Source organism: Limnobacter alexandrii, from assembly GCF_005871185.1.
GTDB classification, from domain to species: Bacteria; Pseudomonadota; Gammaproteobacteria; order Burkholderiales; family Burkholderiaceae_B; genus Limnobacter; species Limnobacter alexandrii.
Window position 1 is genome coordinate 285579 of the sequence record NZ_SWKN01000008.1, and the last position, 18907, is coordinate 304485.

20 protein-coding genes are annotated in these 18907 nt (G+C 52.4%); 18 read left to right on the plus strand and 2 right to left on the minus strand.

The window, feature by feature from the left end:
• Positions 1–156 precede the first annotated feature (156 nt).
• Genes cyoA through FCS97_RS10965 form a run of 7 tightly spaced genes read left to right on the plus strand, consistent with a single transcriptional unit; the run spans position 157 to position 6931 of the window.
• Positions 157–1197 (plus strand): ubiquinol oxidase subunit II, encoded by a 1041-nt coding sequence (cyoA, locus tag FCS97_RS10935; protein WP_138518460.1) that lies wholly within the window; start codon positions 157–159, stop codon positions 1195–1197.
• Positions 1178–3181 carry a cytochrome o ubiquinol oxidase subunit I gene (cyoB, locus tag FCS97_RS10940; RefSeq protein WP_138518461.1) on the plus strand — a complete coding sequence of 668 codons (2004 nt, stop codon included), beginning with the start codon at positions 1178–1180 and terminating at the stop codon, positions 3179–3181. Before cyoA ends, cyoB begins: the two co-directional genes overlap by 20 nt.
• On the plus strand, positions 3174–3821 hold the full coding sequence (cyoC, locus tag FCS97_RS10945) for a cytochrome o ubiquinol oxidase subunit III (RefSeq protein WP_138518462.1): 648 nt from the start codon (positions 3174–3176) through the stop codon (positions 3819–3821). The genes cyoB and cyoC overlap by 8 nt, the downstream gene beginning before the upstream one ends.
• On the plus strand, positions 3818–4219 hold the full coding sequence (gene cyoD / locus FCS97_RS10950; protein WP_138518463.1) for a cytochrome o ubiquinol oxidase subunit IV: 402 nt from the start codon (positions 3818–3820) through the stop codon (positions 4217–4219). Before cyoC ends, cyoD begins: the two co-directional genes overlap by 4 nt.
• A 16-nt stretch (positions 4220–4235) precedes the next feature.
• On the plus strand, positions 4236–5006 hold the full coding sequence (locus tag FCS97_RS10955) for an SURF1 family protein (protein WP_138518464.1): 771 nt from the start codon (positions 4236–4238) through the stop codon (positions 5004–5006).
• A 42-nt stretch (positions 5007–5048) separates the two neighbouring features.
• Positions 5049–6386, plus strand: coding sequence for an ATP-binding protein (locus FCS97_RS10960; protein ID WP_138518465.1), 1338 nt, complete (start codon positions 5049–5051; stop codon positions 6384–6386).
• Positions 6383–6931: a response regulator transcription factor gene (locus FCS97_RS10965; RefSeq protein ID WP_138518466.1), complete on the plus strand. Its 549-nt coding sequence runs from the start codon at positions 6383–6385 to the stop codon at positions 6929–6931. Before FCS97_RS10960 ends, FCS97_RS10965 begins: the two co-directional genes overlap by 4 nt.
• 20 nt (positions 6932–6951) lie before the next feature.
• On the opposite strand, the gene FCS97_RS10970 is transcribed toward FCS97_RS10965, so the two are convergent.
• On the minus strand, positions 6952–7434 hold the full coding sequence (locus FCS97_RS10970) for a DUF1178 family protein (protein WP_171035277.1): 483 nt from the start codon (positions 7432–7434) through the stop codon (positions 6952–6954).
• Between the two features lie 116 nt (positions 7435–7550).
• On the opposite strand from FCS97_RS10970, the gene FCS97_RS10975 reads away from it, so the two are divergent.
• From FCS97_RS10975 to FCS97_RS11015, 9 genes are all read left to right on the plus strand, one after another.
• A complete protein-coding gene (locus tag FCS97_RS10975; protein WP_138518468.1) occupies positions 7551–7928 on the plus strand; it encodes a hypothetical protein in 378 nt (125 codons plus the stop codon).
• Positions 7929–8047: 119 nt separating this feature from the next.
• Complete coding sequence (soxC, locus tag FCS97_RS10980; RefSeq protein WP_138518469.1) at positions 8048–9424, plus strand: sulfite dehydrogenase; 1377 nt, start codon at positions 8048–8050, stop codon at positions 9422–9424.
• Between the two features lie 3 nt (positions 9425–9427).
• A complete protein-coding gene (locus FCS97_RS10985; RefSeq protein ID WP_138518470.1) occupies positions 9428–10450 on the plus strand; it encodes a c-type cytochrome in 1023 nt (340 codons plus the stop codon).
• 29 nt (positions 10451–10479) lie between these two features.
• Positions 10480–10953 (plus strand): thiosulfate oxidation carrier protein SoxY, encoded by a 474-nt coding sequence (gene soxY / locus FCS97_RS10990; protein ID WP_138518471.1) that lies wholly within the window; start codon positions 10480–10482, stop codon positions 10951–10953.
• Positions 10954–10974: 21 nt separating this feature from the next.
• Positions 10975–11286: a thiosulfate oxidation carrier complex protein SoxZ gene (gene soxZ, locus FCS97_RS10995; protein ID WP_138518472.1), complete on the plus strand. Its 312-nt coding sequence runs from the start codon at positions 10975–10977 to the stop codon at positions 11284–11286.
• Between the two features lie 37 nt (positions 11287–11323).
• Positions 11324–12160 (plus strand): sulfur oxidation c-type cytochrome SoxA, encoded by an 837-nt coding sequence (gene soxA / locus FCS97_RS11000; protein ID WP_246066266.1) that lies wholly within the window; start codon positions 11324–11326, stop codon positions 12158–12160.
• A 17-nt stretch (positions 12161–12177) separates the two neighbouring features.
• Positions 12178–12819 (plus strand): sulfur oxidation c-type cytochrome SoxX, encoded by a 642-nt coding sequence (soxX, locus tag FCS97_RS11005; RefSeq protein WP_138518473.1) that lies wholly within the window; start codon positions 12178–12180, stop codon positions 12817–12819.
• Positions 12820–12888: 69 nt separating this feature from the next.
• On the plus strand, positions 12889–14616 hold the full coding sequence (gene soxB / locus FCS97_RS11010; RefSeq protein ID WP_138518474.1) for a thiosulfohydrolase SoxB: 1728 nt from the start codon (positions 12889–12891) through the stop codon (positions 14614–14616).
• Between the two features lie 5 nt (positions 14617–14621).
• Positions 14622–15065: a thioredoxin fold domain-containing protein gene (locus tag FCS97_RS11015; protein ID WP_138518475.1), complete on the plus strand. Its 444-nt coding sequence runs from the start codon at positions 14622–14624 to the stop codon at positions 15063–15065.
• Between the two features lie 10 nt (positions 15066–15075).
• On the opposite strand, the gene FCS97_RS11020 is transcribed toward FCS97_RS11015, so the two are convergent.
• On the minus strand, positions 15076–16506 hold the full coding sequence (locus FCS97_RS11020) for a response regulator (RefSeq protein ID WP_138518476.1): 1431 nt from the start codon (positions 16504–16506) through the stop codon (positions 15076–15078).
• Between the two features lie 226 nt (positions 16507–16732).
• Between FCS97_RS11020 and FCS97_RS11025 the strand changes: the two genes are divergently transcribed.
• Positions 16733–17761, plus strand: coding sequence for a hypothetical protein (locus FCS97_RS11025; RefSeq protein ID WP_138518477.1), 1029 nt, complete (start codon positions 16733–16735; stop codon positions 17759–17761).
• 80 nt (positions 17762–17841) lie between these two features.
• Entirely contained in the window at positions 17842–18882 is a 1041-nt protein-coding gene (locus FCS97_RS11030; RefSeq protein WP_246066267.1) for a putative solute-binding protein, read from the plus strand.
• The last annotated feature ends 25 nt before the right edge of the window (positions 18883–18907 follow it).

Genomic DNA, 18907 nt, shown 5'->3' on the forward strand with positions numbered 1-18907 from the left:
TTGAAGTTCTCCTCGAATCTTTGCTTGCAACAATATTATTTTTATTTTCAATGGCTTGAAAGTGAAATCTGCCGGCTGGGACAATATGTCCAATGCACAGCGCCACCCCATGTCAGTAAATTAGCATGAAATCATTTCCTAACTGTGCTGGGTATTATGTTCAAGCCACTGAAACGTAGTCTTTTGTTGCTGGTGCCGCTTTTCCTGCTTGCAGGGTGTAACACCATTGTGATGAATCCCAAGGGAGACATCGCATCGCAACAAGCCGATTTGATCGTGCTGTCCACAGTGTTGATGTTGATCATCATTGTGCCGGTCATTTTCCTCACCTGCTTCTTCGCCTGGAAGTATCGCAAGGCCAATACCCAGGCCGAGTACGATCCCGAATGGGATCACTCCACCAAGCTGGAACTGGTCATTTGGGGTGCGCCACTGTTGATCATCATCATTTTGGGCTTGGTCACCTGGGTAAGTACCCACAAACTGGATCCCTATCGCCCACTGGACCGGATCGATGCAAGCACACCGCTGCCAGCCGACCACAAGCCGTTGGTGGTGCAGGTTACATCGCTGGATTGGAAGTGGTTGTTCATCTATCCCGAGCAGGGCATTGCCACCGTGAATGAACTGGTAACGCCGGTCAATGTACCCGTGCGCTTCAAGATCACTTCAAGCACGGTGATGAATTCTTTCTACATTCCTGCGCTGGCTGGCCAAATTTATTCCATGGCCGGTATGGAAACCACGCTGAATGCTGTGATCAACGAGCAGGGCGAGTGGGAAGGTTTTTCAGCCAACTACAGTGGTGCCGGTTTTTCCCACATGCGGTTCAAATACCGTGGTGTCAGTGAAGGTGAATTCGACCAGTGGGTCGCCAAGGTGAAATCGGCCGATCAAACCCTGGACCGTGCTGCTTATCTTGACCTTGAAAAGCCCACCACCAAACACCCCGTGGAGTACTACGGCAATGTGGAGCAAAACCTGTTTCACGCCATTGTGAACCGTTGCGTGGTTGAGGGCACTGTGTGCATGGACACGCAAATGATGGCCGATGCCATGCGCAACCGCACCAATTTGTCGGCCGACGAGCTGGCCATCCTGATTAACGAAGCCATGTGCACCATTGCACCCAACGCAGACGCGCTTCCACTCATTACTTCATCCAAGAAGAACGGCTATGACTCAGTATCCAATTGAAACAAGCCCGATATTCGGGCGGCTAACACTTAACGCGATTCCCACCTACGACCCCATCATTATGGGTACGCTGGCCGTGACCATTTTGATTGGTATCACCTTGGTGGCCCTGATTCACAAGAATCGTTTGTGGGGTACCTTGTGGAACGACTGGTTCACCAGCATTGACCACAAGAAGATCGGCATCATGTACATGATCCTGGGTTTGGTCATGATGATGCGCGGCTTTGCAGACGCCATCATGATGCGTGCTCAACAGGCCATTGCCTTCAATGGCAATGAAGGCTTTTTGCCACCGCACCACTACGACCAAATTTTCACAGCCCACGGCGTGATCATGATTTTCTTCGTGGCCATGCCGCTGATCACCGGCTTGATGAACTACCTGATTCCGCTGCAAATTGGCGCGCGCGATGTGGCGTTTCCGTTCCTGAACAACTTCAGTTTCTGGATGACCGCCATGGGCGCCGCGCTGATTATGGCGTCGCTGTTCGTGGGTGAGTTCGCCATGACTGGCTGGTTGGCCTACCCACCCCTGTCTGGAATTTTCCAGAGTCCTTACGTGGGGGTTGATTACTACATCTGGGCTTTGCAGATCGCAGGGGTTGGTACCTTGCTGTCGGGTGTGAACCTGATTGTGACCATTGTGAAAATGCGCGCTCCTGGCATGAGCCTGATGAAAATGCCGATTTTCACCTGGACTTCCCTGTGTGCGAACGTGTTGATTGTTGCTGCATTCCCTGTGCTTACCGCAGTATTGGGCATGCTGACCATGGACCGTTATTTGGGCACCAACTTCTTCACGAACGACCTGGGCGGCAACTCCATGATGTACGTGAACCTGATCTGGATTTGGGGCCACCCTGAGGTCTACATTCTGATTTTGCCGCTGTTTGGCGTGTTTTCTGAGGTGGTGTCTACGTTCAGCCGCAAGCGCTTGTTTGGTTACAGCTCCATGGTGTACGCCACAGTCGTTATCACAATTCTTTCTTACCTGGTGTGGCTGCATCACTTCTTCACCATGGGTAGCGGGGCCAGCGTCAACGCCTTCTTCGGCATCACGACGATGATTATTTCCATCCCGACAGGTGCGAAAATTTTCAACTGGCTGTTCACCATGTACAAGGGCAAGATCAGTTTTGAGTTGCCCATGATGTGGACCATCGCTTTCATGATCACCTTCGTGATTGGTGGCATGACAGGTGTGTTGCTGGCCGTACCACCCGCTGATTTTGTGTTGCACAACAGCCTGTTCCTGATCGCGCACTTCCACAACGTGATTATTGGTGGCGTGTTGTTCGGCCTGTTTGCAGCCATCAACTTCTGGGCGCCCAAAGCGCTCGGTGTGAAGTTGAACGAGTTCTGGGGCAAGGTATCTTTCTGGTTCTGGGTGATTGGTTTCTACTTCGCCTTCATGCCGCTGTATGTGTTGGGCTTGATGGGCGTTACCCGTCGCATGAGCCAGTTTGACGATCCATCACTGCAAATCTGGTTCCAGATTGCAGCGCTGGGTGCAGCCATGATCGCAGTGGGCATAGCCGCCATGATCATGCAGTTTTATGCCACATACCGTGATCGCGCCAAATTGCGCGACACCACGGGCGACCCCTGGGGTGGCCGTACCCTGGAGTGGGCCACTTCAAGCCCACCCGCAGAGTACAACTTTGCATTCACACCCGTGGTGTACGACACCGATGCCTGGGCTGACATGAAAAAGAATGGCTACAAGCGCCCAAGCAACGGTTTTGTAGACATTCACATGCCCAAGAACACTGCTGCTGGTTTCATTATTTCCGCAATCAGCGCAGTGATCGGCTTTGCCTTGGTATGGCACATTTGGTGGTTGGCCGCAGGCGGCTCGGTGGCCCTGTTGGTGGCCGTGATTGCACACACATTCAATTACAAACGCGACTTTTACATCAAGGCCGATGAAGTGGCCGCAACCGAAGCCGCGCGCACGAAACTGGAGCAAGCCCATGTCTGATTTAGTGATGAATTCAGCTGTGAATGCAGCCGGGACTGCATCGGCTGATCCAAGTTCACGTTATTACGTGAAAGACCACCATCCGAAAAACGGTTCCTCGCTGGGTTTTTGGATTTACCTGATGAGCGACTGCCTGATTTTCGCTTGTCTGTTTGCAACCTATGCAGTGATTGGTCGCAACTACGCGGGTGGCCCCACTGGCGCAGAAATTTTTGATCTGAACCTGGTGGCGCTGAACACCGCATTCTTGTTGCTCAGTTCAATCACCTATGGCGTGGCCATGGTGGGCATGCAAAACCGCAACTTGAAAAAAACCATTCAGTGGCTGGCAATTACCGGTGTGCTAGGTCTGGCCTTTTTGGCGGTTGAAATCTACGAGTTCTGGCACTTCATCAGCATTGGCGCTACACCGCAAACCAGTGGTTTTCTGACTGCCTTCTTTGCCCTCGTGGGCACGCACGGTTTGCACGTGTTCTTCGGCATCATCTGGTTGGTGGTTTTGCTGTTCCAACTGAAGAAGCACGGCCTGATTGTTGAAAACCGTCGCCGCGTCATGTGCCTGTCCATGTTCTGGCACTTCCTCGACGTGATCTGGATCGGCGTGTTTACCTTTGTCTATTTGATGGGAGTGTTGCCATGAGCGCAAATTCACACAATTCCAACGACCATCATGATCACCATGATGATGAGGATGAAATCCATGTCAGCATGCGCGACTACACCATCGGCTTTGTGCTGGCGGTCATCCTGACGGTGATCCCGTTTGCCCTGGTGATGGGCGATGTATTTGAAAGCTCGACCACCACCGCCTTGGTGATCCTGGCCTTGGGCGCTGTTCAAATGGTGGTGCACATGGTCTACTTCCTGCACATGAACAGCAAATCGGAAGGTGGCTGGACCATGCTGGCCTTGATGTTCACCCTGATTATCGTGGTGATCACGCTGGTGGGTTCAATTTGGGTGATGTACCACCTGAATACGAACATGATGCCAGGCATGAACCACGAGGCCATTGAGTCGATTCAACAATTGAAGTGAAGGAGGGTGGTGCGCGATGAATGATGTTTCTAAAACCCATTCAAGCCGTGCCCACAACCCCTTGAAAAGGCTGCTGGGCTTTGCCCTGGCGGCCTTTTTTTTCAGCACCTTTCTGGCACTGGGCACTTGGCAGGTGTATCGGCTCGACTACAAACTTGACCTGATCGACCGAGTAGAAAGCCGCGTGGATGCTCCGCCTGTGGATGCCCCTGTTGCACCGGAATGGCCAACAGTTGCTCGCGACACCCATGAATACCTGAGTGTGAAAGTGCAGGGTGAATTGCTGCCCCAGTACACCACCCGCGTGCAAGCCACCACTGTGCTTGGGGCAGGGCACTGGTTACTTACCCCTTTGCGCCGGGCTAATGGGGAAATCGTCTGGATCAATCGTGGGTATATTCCGGTGAATGAAGCGGACCCGATGACCGTTCAAAACACCCAAGGTCAGTTTCAAGTGCTGGGCCTGCTAAGAATCAGCGAGGCGGGCGGTGCTTTTTTGCGAAAGAACGACCCGGCAGGCAACCGCTGGTATTCTCGCGACATTCAGGCGCTTTCTCAGCACCACAAGCTGCAAACAGTTGCGCCTTATTTCATTGATGCAGGTACTCCCCGAAATCTGGGAGAGGAAATCACGGGGTTTACCCCCAAAACCTATCCGGTTGATGGATTAACGGTGATCAAGTTTCACAACAGCCACTTGGTGTACGCCTTCACTTGGTATGCTTTGGCCTTGATGGTGGCGGGTATTACTGTTTGGCTGAATCGTAAGCAAAACGCTCAGGCCTGACTTCCGCTTTTTTTCAGGTTCAGCAGCAGGATTCGCATTTCAATGGCCATTAATTCCGACATTGTTTCCATTCGGCAGGGTGCCAGCGCGTTTGATGAAACAAACGTGTTGAACGAAACCGGCCACAAAAACATGTTGCATTTGATTCACCTGCGCTGGTTGGCTGTGGGTGGTCAAATCGCCACCATATTGGTGGCCACCTGGGGCTTCGGTATTCAACTGCCCCTGTTCAATATGCTGGCCGTCATGGTGTGCCTGATTGCGTTCAACATTGGCAGCCACTTGCGTTGGCACGAAGAACGGGTGGTCAGCAATCGCGAGCTGTTCTTGGCCATGCTGGTCGATATTGCCAGCCTTACCGCACAGCTTTATTTCACTGGCGGTATCAACAATCCCTTTGTGTTTCTTTTCCTCTTGCAAGTTATTTTAAGCGCTGTGTTGTTACGGGCTGAGTCCACCTGGCTGGTGGTGGCCATTACTACTTTGTGCCTTGCGTTCTTGTCCATCATGAACAAGCCGCTGGTGTGGCCGCTGAACAGCACCTACAAACTGGCCGACTTGTATGCCACCGGCCTGCTTATTTGTTTTGTGTTGAACGCCGCCTTGCTGGTGATATTCATTACCCGAATCGGGCGCAACCTGCGTGCTGGCGATGCCGCACTGGCCAGCCTTCGGCAACGCGCTGCCGAGGAAGAACACATTGTGCGCATGGGCTTGTTGGCCAGTGGTGCGGCACATGAACTGGGCACACCATTGGCCACCATGTCGGTGGTGCTCGGCGACTGGAAGCGGATGCCGCAGTTTTCAAACGACCCAGCCATGCTTGAGGAAATTGAGGAAATTGAAGGGCAGCTGCTTCGCTGCAAAAGCATTGTCAGCGGCATTTTGTTGTCGGCTGGCGAAACCCGTGGAGAATCCTCTTCGAAAACGAGCTTGAATGATTTCTTTGAAAGCCTGGTAGAGGAGTGGGAAAGCAGCCGCCCTGCCCAGCACTTTGAATACAACAACAGCATCGACGAAGAGTTCACCGTGGCCTTTGATTCAACCGTGAAGCAAATGGTGTTTAACGTGCTGGACAATGCACTGGAAGTGTCGCCGAACTGGTTGCGATTTGAAGTGTCCAAAAACCAAGAGCAGTTGCTTCTCACAGTTTCAGACCAAGGGCCGGGTTTCAGGGCTGATATTCTTGAACAGGTGGGCACACCTTACAACTCCAGCAAAGGTCGCCCCGGTGGTGGTCTTGGTTTGTTCCTGGTGATGAATGTGGCGCGCACATTGGGCGGCACACTGACTGTGAACAATCGAAAAGAGGGTGGTGCTGAAGTGGTGATTGCCCTGCCACTGAACGCCATGATTTTGCAGGAGAACAATTCGCCATGAGCCAAGGTAGCAGTATGGAAAGGCTTTTGTTGCTGGTTGAAGACGACGAGGCATTTGCCCGCGTGTTGAAGCGTTCTTTTGAGCGGCGCGACTACAAAGTAGTTCATGCCAGCAGCCAGGAAGAAATGCAGAACCTGCTCTTGAAGCAAACGCCAACTCACGCAGTGGTGGACTTGAAGCTGAGTGGCAATTCATCAGGCCTGAATTGCGTTCAGGCCTTGCATGCGCATAATCCGGCCATGTTGATTGTGGTGCTAACTGGCTTTGCAAGTATTAACACCGCAGTTGAGGCGATTAAATTGGGCGCTTGTCAGTACCTTGCCAAACCCTCAAACACCGACGACATCGAGGCCGCTTTTGGCCATGTGGCTGGCAGTGAACCAGTCGAACTCACCAACCGGGCCACCTCGATCAAGAACCTTGAATGGGAGCGGATTCACGAGGTGTTGGTAGAAACCGATTTCAATATTTCAGAAACTGCCCGCAGGTTGGGCATGCACCGCCGCACGCTGGCCCGCAAGCTTGAGAAGCGTCGCGTCAAATAGGCGGCACCGCCAACACTTCATCAGTTCAATTCTTCTTCACTGGGCAGCACGGGCAAGGCAATGACTTCGATGCCTTCGTCGCGCAGTTCTTCAAATTCCTCGGGGCTGGCCTGCCCGCGAATGGCGCGAATGGGAGCCTCTTCGTAGTGAATTTTGCGGGCCTCTTCGGCAAAGCGGTCGCCCACATCTTCAGAGTGATTGATCAAAGCCTGAATGGCCTGTCGGGCCATGACAAAGGCGGTGGCCACATCCACTGAATTGGGCTTTTGTACGGCTGGTGCTGCTGGTACATCGGCACTTTTCGCTTCACTACCCTTGGACTCAACAGGTGCCTTACTGCCAATGTTGATTTTGGAAGGTACTTTTCGAATGGCCGATGTGCCACACTCGGGGCAGGTCAGCAGTTTTTGTTCGCGCTGCTCGTCGAAATCCTCGTTGGATCGAAACCAGCCTTCGAAGCGGTGGGAGTATTCACACTCCAGGTCGTAAATGATAATTGCCACAATGTTTGAATCTGTCTCTGAATTTGGGTATTTTACAGTGGAATGGTTTGCCTACCGCTGAATTCGAATCTCTTCTAGAATTCGATCAACAACAATCAAGGCCCAAAGAGGTTTGTATGTCCCGAAAAAAGTCACTTGAACCGCATTTGCGCGGCATCGTTGACTTGGTCTCCGCCACGCTCGACGAAGGCACGCGTCAGGTTGAAGGCGTGCATCGCCGAATTGCAGACATTCCATTTTCAGTGCTGAAGAAGATTCGTCCAATTGCCCCAATTTCCTCGGCGGTGCACATGGTCGAGAAGAAAATTACCCACTCCGCCTATGACACCGTGCGCCTTGTGGCCAAGGTGGGTGCACAGGCTGTTCACAATGTATTGCCCACCGATCCCACCAGCCAAGGCATTTCCAAGCCCGACTACAAAATAGACCACGATAGCCTGAGAAAGCAGAAGACTGAGCAGAAGGCCGGGCAAAAGACTAAGAAGAAACCCTAGGTTAAAACTGCTTGCACAAGTGGAATTTAGAGCGTAAATTCTAGATATGAGCATATGCGCATATAAGATTTAATAATCAAGCGCAAGCAGCAATAAAACGCCATATCCAGGAGACATTTGTGTCGTTTGACATTCCCTCAGACACCCCCTTGGGCCAGATTCGACGCGCCCCTGAAAACTTTGTAAGTCGCAGTGACGTTGCTTTTGTCAATCGGGCCAGCGACACTGATCGCCGAGGGTTCTTCAAAAAAGCATTTGCCGCCGCTTTGGCCACCAGCACAGCAGGTGCAGCGCTGACTGCGCCGGGTTTGGCTACAGCAGCGCAGGGTGACCCGGCCATACTCAACTTGCCTTCGCACACCAAGGGCTTGGGCCAGCCAGTAGCGGCCTTGCCTTATGGCATGCCCTCGCAGTATGAAAAGAATTTACAGCGCAGGGAATCTCCGGGCTTGACCCGTGTTTCTGCCGCATCAGTTTCATTCTGCCCGCTTCAAGGTTTGTTCGGAATCATCACGCCTTCAGGCCTTCACTTTGAACGCCACCACCAGGGTTGGTGGGACATCGACCCCACCCAGCATCGCTTGATGATCAATGGTTTGGTGAAGAAGGAAATGGTGTTCACCGTCGATGAACTCATGCGCATGGAATCGGTTTCTCGCGTGCACTTCATTGAATGCGGCGCCAATTCAGGCATGGAATGGGCCAATGTGGCGGTGCCCACCGTTCAGTACACCCATGGCATGTTGAGCTGTTCTGAATTCACAGGCGTGCCCCTCATCAAGGTGCTGGAATACTGTGGCGTTGATTTGAAGAAAGGCCGCTTTATTTTGGCGGAAGGTGCAGATGGTTCTTCCATGACCCGCACCATACCCATGGAACTGGTTGAAAGCGGCGAGGTGCTGCTGGCCTATGGGCAGAATGGCGAAATGCTGCGGCCCGAAAATGGCTACCCTTTGCGCCTGGTGGTGCCCGGCGTACAAGGCGTAAGCTGGGTGAAGTACCTGCGCCGCATCGAAGTGGGCGACAAACCTTATGGCAGCAAAGACGAAGCCATTCATTATGTCGACCTGATGCCCGATGGTACCCACCGCCAGTACACCTCGATCCAGGAATGCAAATCAGTCATCACCACGCCATCGGGCGGTCAGCAATTGCTCAGCCCGGGTTTTTACAACATCACCGGGCTGGCCTGGAGCGGCAGAGGAAAAATTACCACAGTGGATGTGTCCACCGATGGCGGTAGAAACTGGAAATCAGCCAAGCTGCAAAGCCCAATTCACGACAAGTCGCTGACCCGTTTCAATTTGCCATGGGTTTGGGATGGCAAAGGCAAGGCCTTGCTGCAAAGCAGGGCTGTGGACAGCACAGGCTATGTGCAGCCCAGTTACAGAACCCTGCGTGAAAAACGCGATGACAAAAGCATCTACCACAACAATGCAATTCAAAGCTGGCGCGTGGATGCCGCCGGTGAAGTGCACAACGTGCATGTGGGGTGAGGCATGAAATTCGAGCTTGGATCTTTGGCCGTCTTTTTTTCAGTAATTCTGTTGAATGGCACCGCGTTTGCTTTTGAAGGGTTGGGTCGCGTGGCCACGCCTGATGAAGTCAAGGCCTGGGACATTGATGTTCGTCCTGATTTTGTCGGTTTGCCCAAGGGCAGCGGCAGCGTGGCCAAGGGCATGGATGTGTGGGAAGCGCAGTGTGCGTCTTGCCACGGTGTGTTTGGCGAAAGCAATGAAGTGTTCACGCCCATCGTTGGTGGTACCACCGCGGCTGATATTAAAAAGGGTCGCGTGCAATCCTTGAAAGACGGCTCCTCGCCCCAGCGCACCACATTGATGAAAGTGCCCACCTTGTCTACTTTGTGGGATTACATCAACCGGGCCATGCCATGGACCGCACCGAAAAGCCTGAGCACCGAAGAAGTGTATGCAGTGACCGCTTATATTTTGAACATGGGTGGCATTGTGGATGACGACTTTGTCTTGAGCGACCAAAACATGGCGCAAACCCAGGCCAAGTTGCCCAATCGCAATGGCATGCAAACCAACCATGGCATGTGGCTTCCCTCGGGTAAACCCGATGTGAAAGAGCCACGTTGCATGTCAAACTGCAAACCTGACGCGAAAGTCATTTCTTTTTTGCCAGATTACGCGCGTGATGCGCATGGCAATTTGAAGGACCAGAACCGCCTGGTTGGCCCTGTGCGTGGTGTGATTACCGTGGCCCAAACCAGTGACAGCGCTGTCGCACCCAAGGTCAGCCTGCATTCGGGCGAATCCTTGTTCAATGCCAATGGTTGTGTGGCCTGTCACGGCGTAGAGAATAAAAAACTGGGCCCATCCGTGGTGGCGGTGGCCAATAAGTATGCCGACAAAGCCGATGCGAGAGCTTATCTTGCAGGTAAAATAAAAGCAGGTAGCAGCGGTGTTTGGGGCGACATGCCCATGCCGGCGCAGTCGCATTTGTCTGAAGAAGATTTGAATGCACTTTCTGACTGGTTTTTGTCCAAGAAGAAGTGATTGATGGAATTTTTAGGAGGAGTTAGTCAATGAACCAAAACAGACGCACCATGCTGAAAGCCTCGTCTGGCTTGACAGTACTGGGCTTGGCAGTTGCCGCCGGATTGATCAAACCCAATGAGGTATTTGCAGCAGCTGGCTATCCGGAAAAGGCCTTTGGTGCCAAATCACTGGATGAGTTGATGAAGGCATTGGGTGGCAGCATGCCCACCGAAAGCAAAGACATCACCGTTATTGCTCCCGACATTGCGGAAAATGGTGCTGTGGTGCCCGTGGGTGCCGACAGCAAGATCAAGAACACCAGTGAGGTGGCACTTTTGGTGGCCAACAACCCATCCATGTTGTCCGCGCAATTCATGATCCCGGCTGGCACCGAAGCCAAGGTCAATACCCGCGTAAAAATGGGCAAATCCAGCGATGTGTATGCACTCGTGAAAGCCGATGGCAAGTATTACTTTGCCAAGAAAGAGGTCAAGGTGACCCTCGGTGGTTGCGGCGGTTAATTAAATATTCAGGAGAAAAGCATGGGTGATCCAATGAAAATTCGCGCCAAAGCCAATGGCGACGAAGTTGAAGTAAAAGTATTGATGGCGCATGAAATGGAAACAGGTCAGCGCAAGGCCTCTGATGGCAGCTTGGTGCCGGCCTGGTTTATTCAGAACGTAACCGCCAAGTGCAATGACAAAGTGGTATTGCAAGCCAATTGGGGTCCAGCGGTGTCCAAGAATCCTTTCCTCTCTTTCTCTTTCAAGGGTGGCAAGGCTGGTGACACCGTGGAAATTACATGGACCGACAACAAGGGTGATTCCCGTACCGACAAAACCAAAGTGGCGTAATCTCCAATTAATTCATAACCATAAAAAGGGGTGTGAGATGAGGCAAACAGCAAGAACGGCGGCCAAGCTAGCCGCCGTGGCCTTCATGGGCGCAGGTGCAATGGCGTCCTTCAGCATGAGTGCACATGCACAAAAAACCACCGAACAGGGTATTCAGGAATACCGCGACATGCTGGCCGATGGCAACCCGGCAGAATTGGTCGAATTGCGTGGTGAAGACATTTGGCAAAAACCGCAAGGCCCCAAGAATGCCTCGCTTGAGCAATGCGATTTGGGCGCAGGCCCAGGCAAGCTTGAGGGGGCGGTGGCTACCATGCCGCGCTTTTTCAGCGATGCTGGCAAGGTCATGGATGTTGAAACACGCTTGGTGCATTGCATGGTCACATTGCAAGGCCGTGACGTGGCTGAAATAACCAAGAAGCCTTATTCCAGCGCAGGCGAAAAACCCACTGAACTGGAATCATTGGTGGCTTATGTTTACGCGCAATCGCGCGGCGCAACCATCAAGGTTCCGCAAGGTCACCCGGAAGAAAAAGCCTCTCGCGCACGTGGCGAGAAAATTTTCTTCTACCGCGCAGGTCCCTACGATTTTTCATGTGCAAGTTGCCATGCCACAGACGATCAACGCATTCGCCTGCAAGGCTTGCCCAACCTGACCAAGCCTGAGCCTGCCCAAGCGGCATTTGCAGCCTGGCCCGCGTACAGGGTGTCACAAGGGGCGGTTCGTTCCATGCAATGGCGCATGTACGACTGCTTCCGTCAGCAACGTTTCCCCGAGTTGAAGTATGGCTCGCAAGCGTCGATCGACCTGATCACTTTCCTGGGCGTCAAAGCCGAGGGCGGTACCATGCAGGCCACATCGCTTAAGCGCTAACAACAAGGAGAACAAACATGCTTCGCACAATCAAATACTCAACCGGCCTGGTCTTGGTCGCTTTGTTGGCTGCCTGTGCAAACACAGACAGCAAGCCTGTGGTTGCCGAGCCCAGCAATGAGGAAATCAATCAGTTGATGCTGGCTTCTTTCAAGACAAAAGGGCAAGCCGGTGTTGACCGTCTCAACCAAACTGATTTGCAGAAAGCCTGCTCACTGGCGGAAACCGCACCCGGTGGTTTGCCCGATACCAAGCGCACTGAACTGCAAAATGCTGCCTTGGCCGCAGTCAAGTATCCTGCCGATGGCAAGTACCTGGGCGACTGGAAGGCTGGCGAGAAAGTTGCTCAAACCGGTGTGGGTCTTCAGTTTTCCGACAAGGAAGGCACTGCGGCGGGTGGTAACTGCTACGCCTGTCACCAGTTGGCACCTCAAGAATTGTCGTATGGCAACATTGGTCCTTCTTTGTACCAGTACGGCAAACTGCGTGGCAATTCTGAAGAGATCATGAAGTACACCTGGGCGAAAATCTGGAATTCGCATGCCTACAATGCATGTTCAAACATGCCACGTTTCGGGGCAGAGGGTATCTTGACTGAAACCCAGTTGAAAGATGTCATGGCCCTGTTAATGGCACCCGATTCACCGGTCAACAAGTAACACAATCGTTCTGACCACCTGTGCCTGAAAAGGCGCAGGTGCAAACCTTCTGAAAAGCGAAACTATCCAATGCAGATGAATCGACGCGAATTCATGGGCATGCTGGCGGCCGCCTCGGCAGCAGGCATGGCAATCAACTCACCCCAAGTGCTGGCAGGTGGTCATGGTGAAAAACTGTACGACCTGAAACCCTTTGGCAATGCCAGCCTTTTGCACATGACCGATTGCCATGCGCAACTGGTGCCCATTTACTTCCGCGAGCCCAATGTGAATTTGGGTGTGGCAGCTGCATTTGGAAAAGCACCGCATTTGGTGGGTGAGTCTTTGCTCAAAGCATTCAATATCAAACCGGGTTCAGCACAGGCCCACGCATTCACCTATCTGAATTTTGAAGAGGCTGCAAAGCACTACGGCAAGGTAGGCGGTTTTGCGCACTTGTCCACCTTGGTCAAAATGATGAAAGCCAACAGGCCCGGTGCCTTGCTGTTGGATGGGGGCGATACCTGGCAAGGCTCGGCCACCAGTTTGTGGACCAATGCACAAGACATGGTTGACGCAGCAAAAATGCTGGGCGTTGATGTGATGACCCTGCACTGGGAATGCACCTACGGCTCCGATCGAATTCTTGAAGTGGCTGAGAAGGACTTCAAGGGAAAAATCGACATCATTGCCCAGAACATCAAGACTGCCGATTTTGGCGACCCCGTGTTTCCAAGTCATGTGATGAAAACAATCAATGGTTGCAAGGTTGCAATTATCGGGCAGGCATTTCCGTACAGCCCAATTGCCAATCCGCGCTACTTTGTGAAAGATTGGTCCTACGGCATTCAGGAAGAGAGCATGCAGGAGGTGGTGGACGAGGTGCGCGCCAAAGGCGCACAGGCGGTGGTGCTGCTGTCACACAACGGCATGGATGTCGATCTGAAAATGGCCAGCCGCGTGACTGGCATTGATTTTATTTTGGGAGGCCACACGCATGATGGTGTTCCCAACGCCATTCCGGTGAAAAACTCATCGGGCACTACTTATGTCACCAATGCAGGTAGCAACAGCAAGTTTTTGGGTGTACTTGACATGGACATCCAGGGCGGCAAATTGCGCGACTTCAAGTACCGCCTCTTGCCTGTGTTTTCGAACATGCTGCCTGCCGACCCAGAAATGGACACCTTTGTAGCCAATGTACGCAAGCCCTACATTGAAAAGCTCAGCGAACCGTTGGCCGTGAGCGAGGGTTTGCTGTACCGCCGAGGCAACTTCAACGGCAGTTGGGATCAATTGATTGTCGATGCGCTGATGGAAGTGAAGGGCGCTGAAATAGCCTTCTCGCCTGGATTCCGCTGGGGCACTTCTTTGTTGCCCGGTCAAACCATTACGCGTGAACACTTGATGGACCAAACCGCCATTACTTATCCCAACACAACTCTCACAGATATGAAAGGCGAGTTCATCAAGACCGTGCTCGAGGATGTGTGCGACAACCTGTTCAACCCAGACCCGTATTACCAGCAGGGTGGCGACATGGTGCGTGTGGGTGGTTTAACTTACACGTGCAATCCCAATGGTGAGGCGGGCCAGCGTATTTCCGACATGCGACTGAATGGCAAGCCCATTGAGGCCTCAAAAACCTACAAGGTGGCTGGTTGGGCTCCTGTGGCCGAGGAAGCCCGCAACAATGGCGAGCCGCCCATTTGGGATGTGGTGGAAACTTACTTGAAAGACAAGAAAACAGTGGCCACAAAAGTGCCCTACACGCCCAAGTTGATTGGAATGAACGACAACCCGGGCTTGGTGGTCTAAATTGCATGAAAGCAATTTGGCTGCTTGTTTGTTTGGCATGGTTTTCACCCGCCTTTGGCGCGGGTGGGGGCGCTCTTGCGTTTCCGTCGAATCTTCAACAGCAACAAGTGCTCGCAGTCGTGGTTTTGTTTTCACTGCCCGATTGCGCTTATTGCGAGAAAGTCAGGCAGCAATCGCTGCGTCACATTCACACCGATCCCGATTACAAGGGAAGGGTGGTGGTTTACGAAATTGATTTTTCAGACAGCCAACGCAGGTTTACCTGGTTTGACGGCAACAGCTACACCGGCAAAGCCCTTGCTGGTCCGCTGAACGTGAAGTTTTCACCCACAGTCATGGTGTTCAGTGCCAAAGGTGCTGTGGCTGGCAAACCCTTGTTGGGTGCAAGTTTGCCCGAGTTCTATGGGGCTTATCTGGATGAATTGATCAAAGCGGCTTGGGCCATGTAGGCACGTAAAATCAGTCGCCTGAAGCGTTTTGGTTGCCCTTGAAGTCTGATATCGCTGTTCGAATTCTGTCCAGCATGGCCTTGGAGGGTTTGTGCTTGGTTATTTGGCTGGCCAACTCGTAACCCTTGGTGTCCATGCTCACTGCGAAACACAATTCCAGCAAACTGGTTAGGGTTTCTGGTTCAAGCGTAGGCAACACTTCTGCGTTGTTATCGAAAAACGAAACCAGTTTGTCGCTCGCCTTCACCCCGCGTCCATCGGCAATGTCTTTCTGAATTGCCATCATGGCTCGGGCCAAATCTAGTTCCGCCGAATTCACGGTACTGCGCATTTTTGCGGTCAGTTTCTCGGCCTCTTCATGCCGACCTTCTTTCACATAAATTTTTGAAAGCTGCAGGTAGTCGTGTATTTGCGAAAGCGAAGTGTTTCTCGATCGATCAATCACTTTCGTCAAGTAGTTTTTTGAACGGGTGTTGTCGCCAATTCGAACAGCCAGGTCTGCCAGTTTGCGCAGACGTGTTGTCGATGAAAGTGCTTTCGCGCCCATTTTTTCGAGAATATCCAGCGCATCGGCCGGGCGGTTTTGCTCCCAAAGTACATCGGCGAACAAATCGCTGGCGGCCAGGTATTCCGGGTTTGTTTTGACCACATCACTAAGCAACTCATTGGCCTGCTCAAACTGCTTTTTTTCAAGGTTCACCTTGGCCAGCAACAATTGCATCCAGGGTTTGGGGGCCTTTTCAAGCTTGGTGAGCAACTCCTGTTCGGTTTTCTCGTATTCAGCCAATCGATAGAACGATTCAACGCGCATGCGTTCAAGCTCATTCAGATACTGCGGAAATTTCGATTCCAGGTCTTCGCAAATTCCAGGTACTTCTTGAAAACGTTCCTCAAACATCGAACGGTAGGCGTCAGCCAAGCGAATTTTTCGGTTGAATATTCGAACCACTCGGTCCGACAGTGTCGATGCTGTGAATGGTTTGATCAGGTAGTCGTCGGGCTCAAACTCGGCCACGGCAACCACATTGCCGTAGCTTCGCTCCCCGGTCACCATCATGAATGCGGTGGACCAGGCCAGTTTCTTGTTCACCCGCAAGTCCTCCAGCAATTGCTGACCATTGCGGTCACCCTCAAGCTGGTATTCGCAAACAATCAGCGCGAACTCGCGAGAGCTTAGGTGCTGTTCAACTTCAGAAACCGAACTCGCGAAAATCACCGACTTGGCGCCCAACTGTGAAAGCTGCTCCTGAAGAGCCCGGCGAGTGGCCAAGGCTGAATCCACCACCAATGCAGTTTTTCCCTTCAGTGGGGTCATGTCTTTCACGGCCTGCTTCATCCGGTCAGGCTTGTCAGCGCTGTTCCTCGCTGCTGTATCCGAATTGTCTGCCGGGAGATCGATCTGCATCATGAATGTCGAGAAGGCAATATGGAGATTCTTCATTCTCCGCGCTTTTTAACAATTTATTGCCTTCAATTGGAGGGTGTTTTGGCATCTATCTTCCAGTTTGGCGGGTTAAATAGAATGACGCTTCTATTAACAACTGTTTACTTTCCCTTGGATGGGTGAATATTTCATGGTTTAATAACGTGCGCAAACCTTGTTACTCAAAGGTCAAATCCAAATATTGACTAGGCAAGGTATAAAAGAAAAATCAACGGAGACATCAATGATCAAAGCTGGCGTATGGCGTGTATTGGCCATTTCGGGAGTGGTTGCATTTGCGGCAGGTTGCGCAAGCGTCGAAAGGGGGGCTACAAACCTCGCGATTAACCTGATTGAACGCAGAATCATTCCCCCACAGCTTGAAATCGATGATGTCGACATGGCCTGTCGTTTTGCCACAGGCAACTATCCCCTGATCTCTGGTGGCACCCGCGCTTTTGGTGGTGACCCCCAACTGCTTGAATCCCTCTTGCTGGTCTCATCGGCCGCCTGTTCCGAGCAGCGTGCCGTGGAAGAAGAGCTTCGCTACTTGCGCGCCTCCAAACAAAACAACATTGAAGAAGCGCAAGATGCCCGCATCGGCCAGAAGCGTTTGCTTGAAATTACCGCCCGCCGGCAATTGCGTGCTTTCGAAGCCATGCGCAACAAGCTGGAAGACAAATACAACTTCGAGTACGGCGAAGGCTGTCCGGAGTTTGAACGTGATTTCGATGAACTGACTTACCTGTTGGGCACTGTGGCTGGTTTGCAAGCCGTGGTGAACGACATTGCCTCCCAGCAAATGGTTGGTGTGCCCACCGACATTGCGCCAAAATCCGAACGTGCGCTCACCTGTATTTCCAATGCCAAGTGGTGGGGCGCGCCAAATGCCGCCCGTGCCGTGGTGTGGAGTATCTTGCCTGGGGCCTCTGAAGGCAAGGACGTGTGGGGAACCTTCCGCTTGTCCATGTTGATCGGTGAACGCCAAGGTGTACGCCTGTCACATGTGATGTACGGTTTGTCCGCGCTGGCCGTGGGTGATACCCCTCGTTTCCGTGACGCAACCAAGCGGTTCGCCAATGTGAAAGACTTCAAATCAAGCAAACAATACGCCTTGGTTGACAACCTTGCTGGTGCGGTCATGCTTAATCTTTCCGATCGCTACTGGACAGAAAACGTGGGCACCCGCACCCCCGTGAACAGCATGGGTAAATATTGGGATGAAGAAGCCGCGATGCCAGCCGGCATGAACGTGGACGACTTGTTGAACTAAGTTTTTGCTCACAGCAAGCCTTGGCTGCACTCTAGCAACGCAGTGCAAGGCGCAGAAACACAATTTTGGGAGACCAGACAATGAATTTGAAAATGAAAGCAATCACCGCCGGCTTTGGCTTGGCTTTGATGGCATCCGCATCACCGGCCTTGGCCAAGCAGAAAGTGTGTGTATTTGACATTCTGGGTGCTGGCGGCGACGTGTTCAACTTGAGCAAAGACTACGTACTCGCAGCCAAAGGCTTCGGTGCAGACTTGCACCTTGAAGCGTTTACCGATGAGAAAATTGCGTCCGAGAACTTCAAAACCGGTCAGTGCGACATGTTGGTCGCAACCTCGTTCCGCACACGTGCCTACAATTCGGTTGCTGGTTCAATCGACGCATTGGGTGCAGCATCTGTGGTGAAAGACGGCAAGGTGGACATGCCTTTGAGCTACGAAGTGGTTAAACGGACCATCCAGTTGTTTGCCAGCGAGAAGGCAGACACTTTGATGACCCAAGGCAACTACCAAGTGGCCGGTATCATTCCTTTCGGCGCTGCGTATTTGTACGTGAAAAGCCGCGACATCAACTCGGTTGAAAAGCTGGCTGGTAAGAAAATCGCTTCGTTTGACTACGATTCAGCCCAGAAAGAAATGATTTCCAAAGTGGGTGCCTCACCAGTATCAGCAGACATCTCCAACTTCGGCGCCAAGTTCAACAACGGTTCGGTGGACATCATTGCCGCACCCGCTGCGGCCTACAAGCCACTGGAACTTTACAAAGGTCTGGGTAATGCCGGCGCGATCGTTCGCTTCCCCGTGGCTGTTCTGACTTATCAGGTGATTGTTAACAAATCCAAATTCCCGGAAGGTTTTGCCCAGAAGTCTCGCGACTACTGGTTCAAGAAATTTCCGGCTGGCATGCAAATCATCACCAACGCCGAGAAAGGCATTCCCAACGGTGCGTGGATGGACATTCCAGCTGCCGACTCTGTGAAGTACACCATTTTGTTGCGTGAATCACGTGTGGCTTTGGCCAAGGGCGGTTCTTACGACCCCAAGGCATTGAACATCATGAAGCAGATTCGCTGTGGTGTGAACCGTGCCGATTCCGAGTGTGCCACCAAGACCGAGCTGTAATCGATCCAGGGCGGGGCTTATTCCC

Coding starts and splice junctions, on each gene's coding strand:
- cyoA (WP_138518460.1), top strand. CDS start 157: ATGTTCAAGCCACTGAAACGTAGTCTTTTGTTGCTGGTGCCGCTTTTC.
- cyoB (WP_138518461.1), top strand. CDS start 1,178: ATGACTCAGTATCCAATTGAAACAAGCCCGATATTCGGGCGGCTAACA.
- cyoC (WP_138518462.1), top strand. CDS start 3,174: ATGTCTGATTTAGTGATGAATTCAGCTGTGAATGCAGCCGGGACTGCA.
- cyoD (WP_138518463.1), top strand. CDS start 3,818: ATGAGCGCAAATTCACACAATTCCAACGACCATCATGATCACCATGAT.
- FCS97_RS10955 (WP_138518464.1), top strand. CDS start 4,236: ATGAATGATGTTTCTAAAACCCATTCAAGCCGTGCCCACAACCCCTTG.
- FCS97_RS10960 (WP_138518465.1), top strand. CDS start 5,049: ATGGCCATTAATTCCGACATTGTTTCCATTCGGCAGGGTGCCAGCGCG.
- FCS97_RS10965 (WP_138518466.1), top strand. CDS start 6,383: ATGAGCCAAGGTAGCAGTATGGAAAGGCTTTTGTTGCTGGTTGAAGAC.
- FCS97_RS10975 (WP_138518468.1), top strand. CDS start 7,551: ATGTCCCGAAAAAAGTCACTTGAACCGCATTTGCGCGGCATCGTTGAC.
- FCS97_RS10985 (WP_138518470.1), top strand. CDS start 9,428: ATGAAATTCGAGCTTGGATCTTTGGCCGTCTTTTTTTCAGTAATTCTG.
- soxY (WP_138518471.1), top strand. CDS start 10,480: ATGAACCAAAACAGACGCACCATGCTGAAAGCCTCGTCTGGCTTGACA.
- soxZ (WP_138518472.1), top strand. CDS start 10,975: ATGGGTGATCCAATGAAAATTCGCGCCAAAGCCAATGGCGACGAAGTT.
- soxA (WP_246066266.1), top strand. CDS start 11,324: ATGAGGCAAACAGCAAGAACGGCGGCCAAGCTAGCCGCCGTGGCCTTC.
- soxX (WP_138518473.1), top strand. CDS start 12,178: ATGCTTCGCACAATCAAATACTCAACCGGCCTGGTCTTGGTCGCTTTG.
- soxB (WP_138518474.1), top strand. CDS start 12,889: ATGCAGATGAATCGACGCGAATTCATGGGCATGCTGGCGGCCGCCTCG.
- FCS97_RS11015 (WP_138518475.1), top strand. CDS start 14,622: ATGAAAGCAATTTGGCTGCTTGTTTGTTTGGCATGGTTTTCACCCGCC.
- FCS97_RS11020 (WP_138518476.1), bottom strand. CDS start 16,506: ATGAAGAATCTCCATATTGCCTTCTCGACATTCATGATGCAGATCGAT.
- FCS97_RS11025 (WP_138518477.1), top strand. CDS start 16,733: ATGATCAAAGCTGGCGTATGGCGTGTATTGGCCATTTCGGGAGTGGTT.
- FCS97_RS11030 (WP_246066267.1), top strand. CDS start 17,842: ATGAATTTGAAAATGAAAGCAATCACCGCCGGCTTTGGCTTGGCTTTG.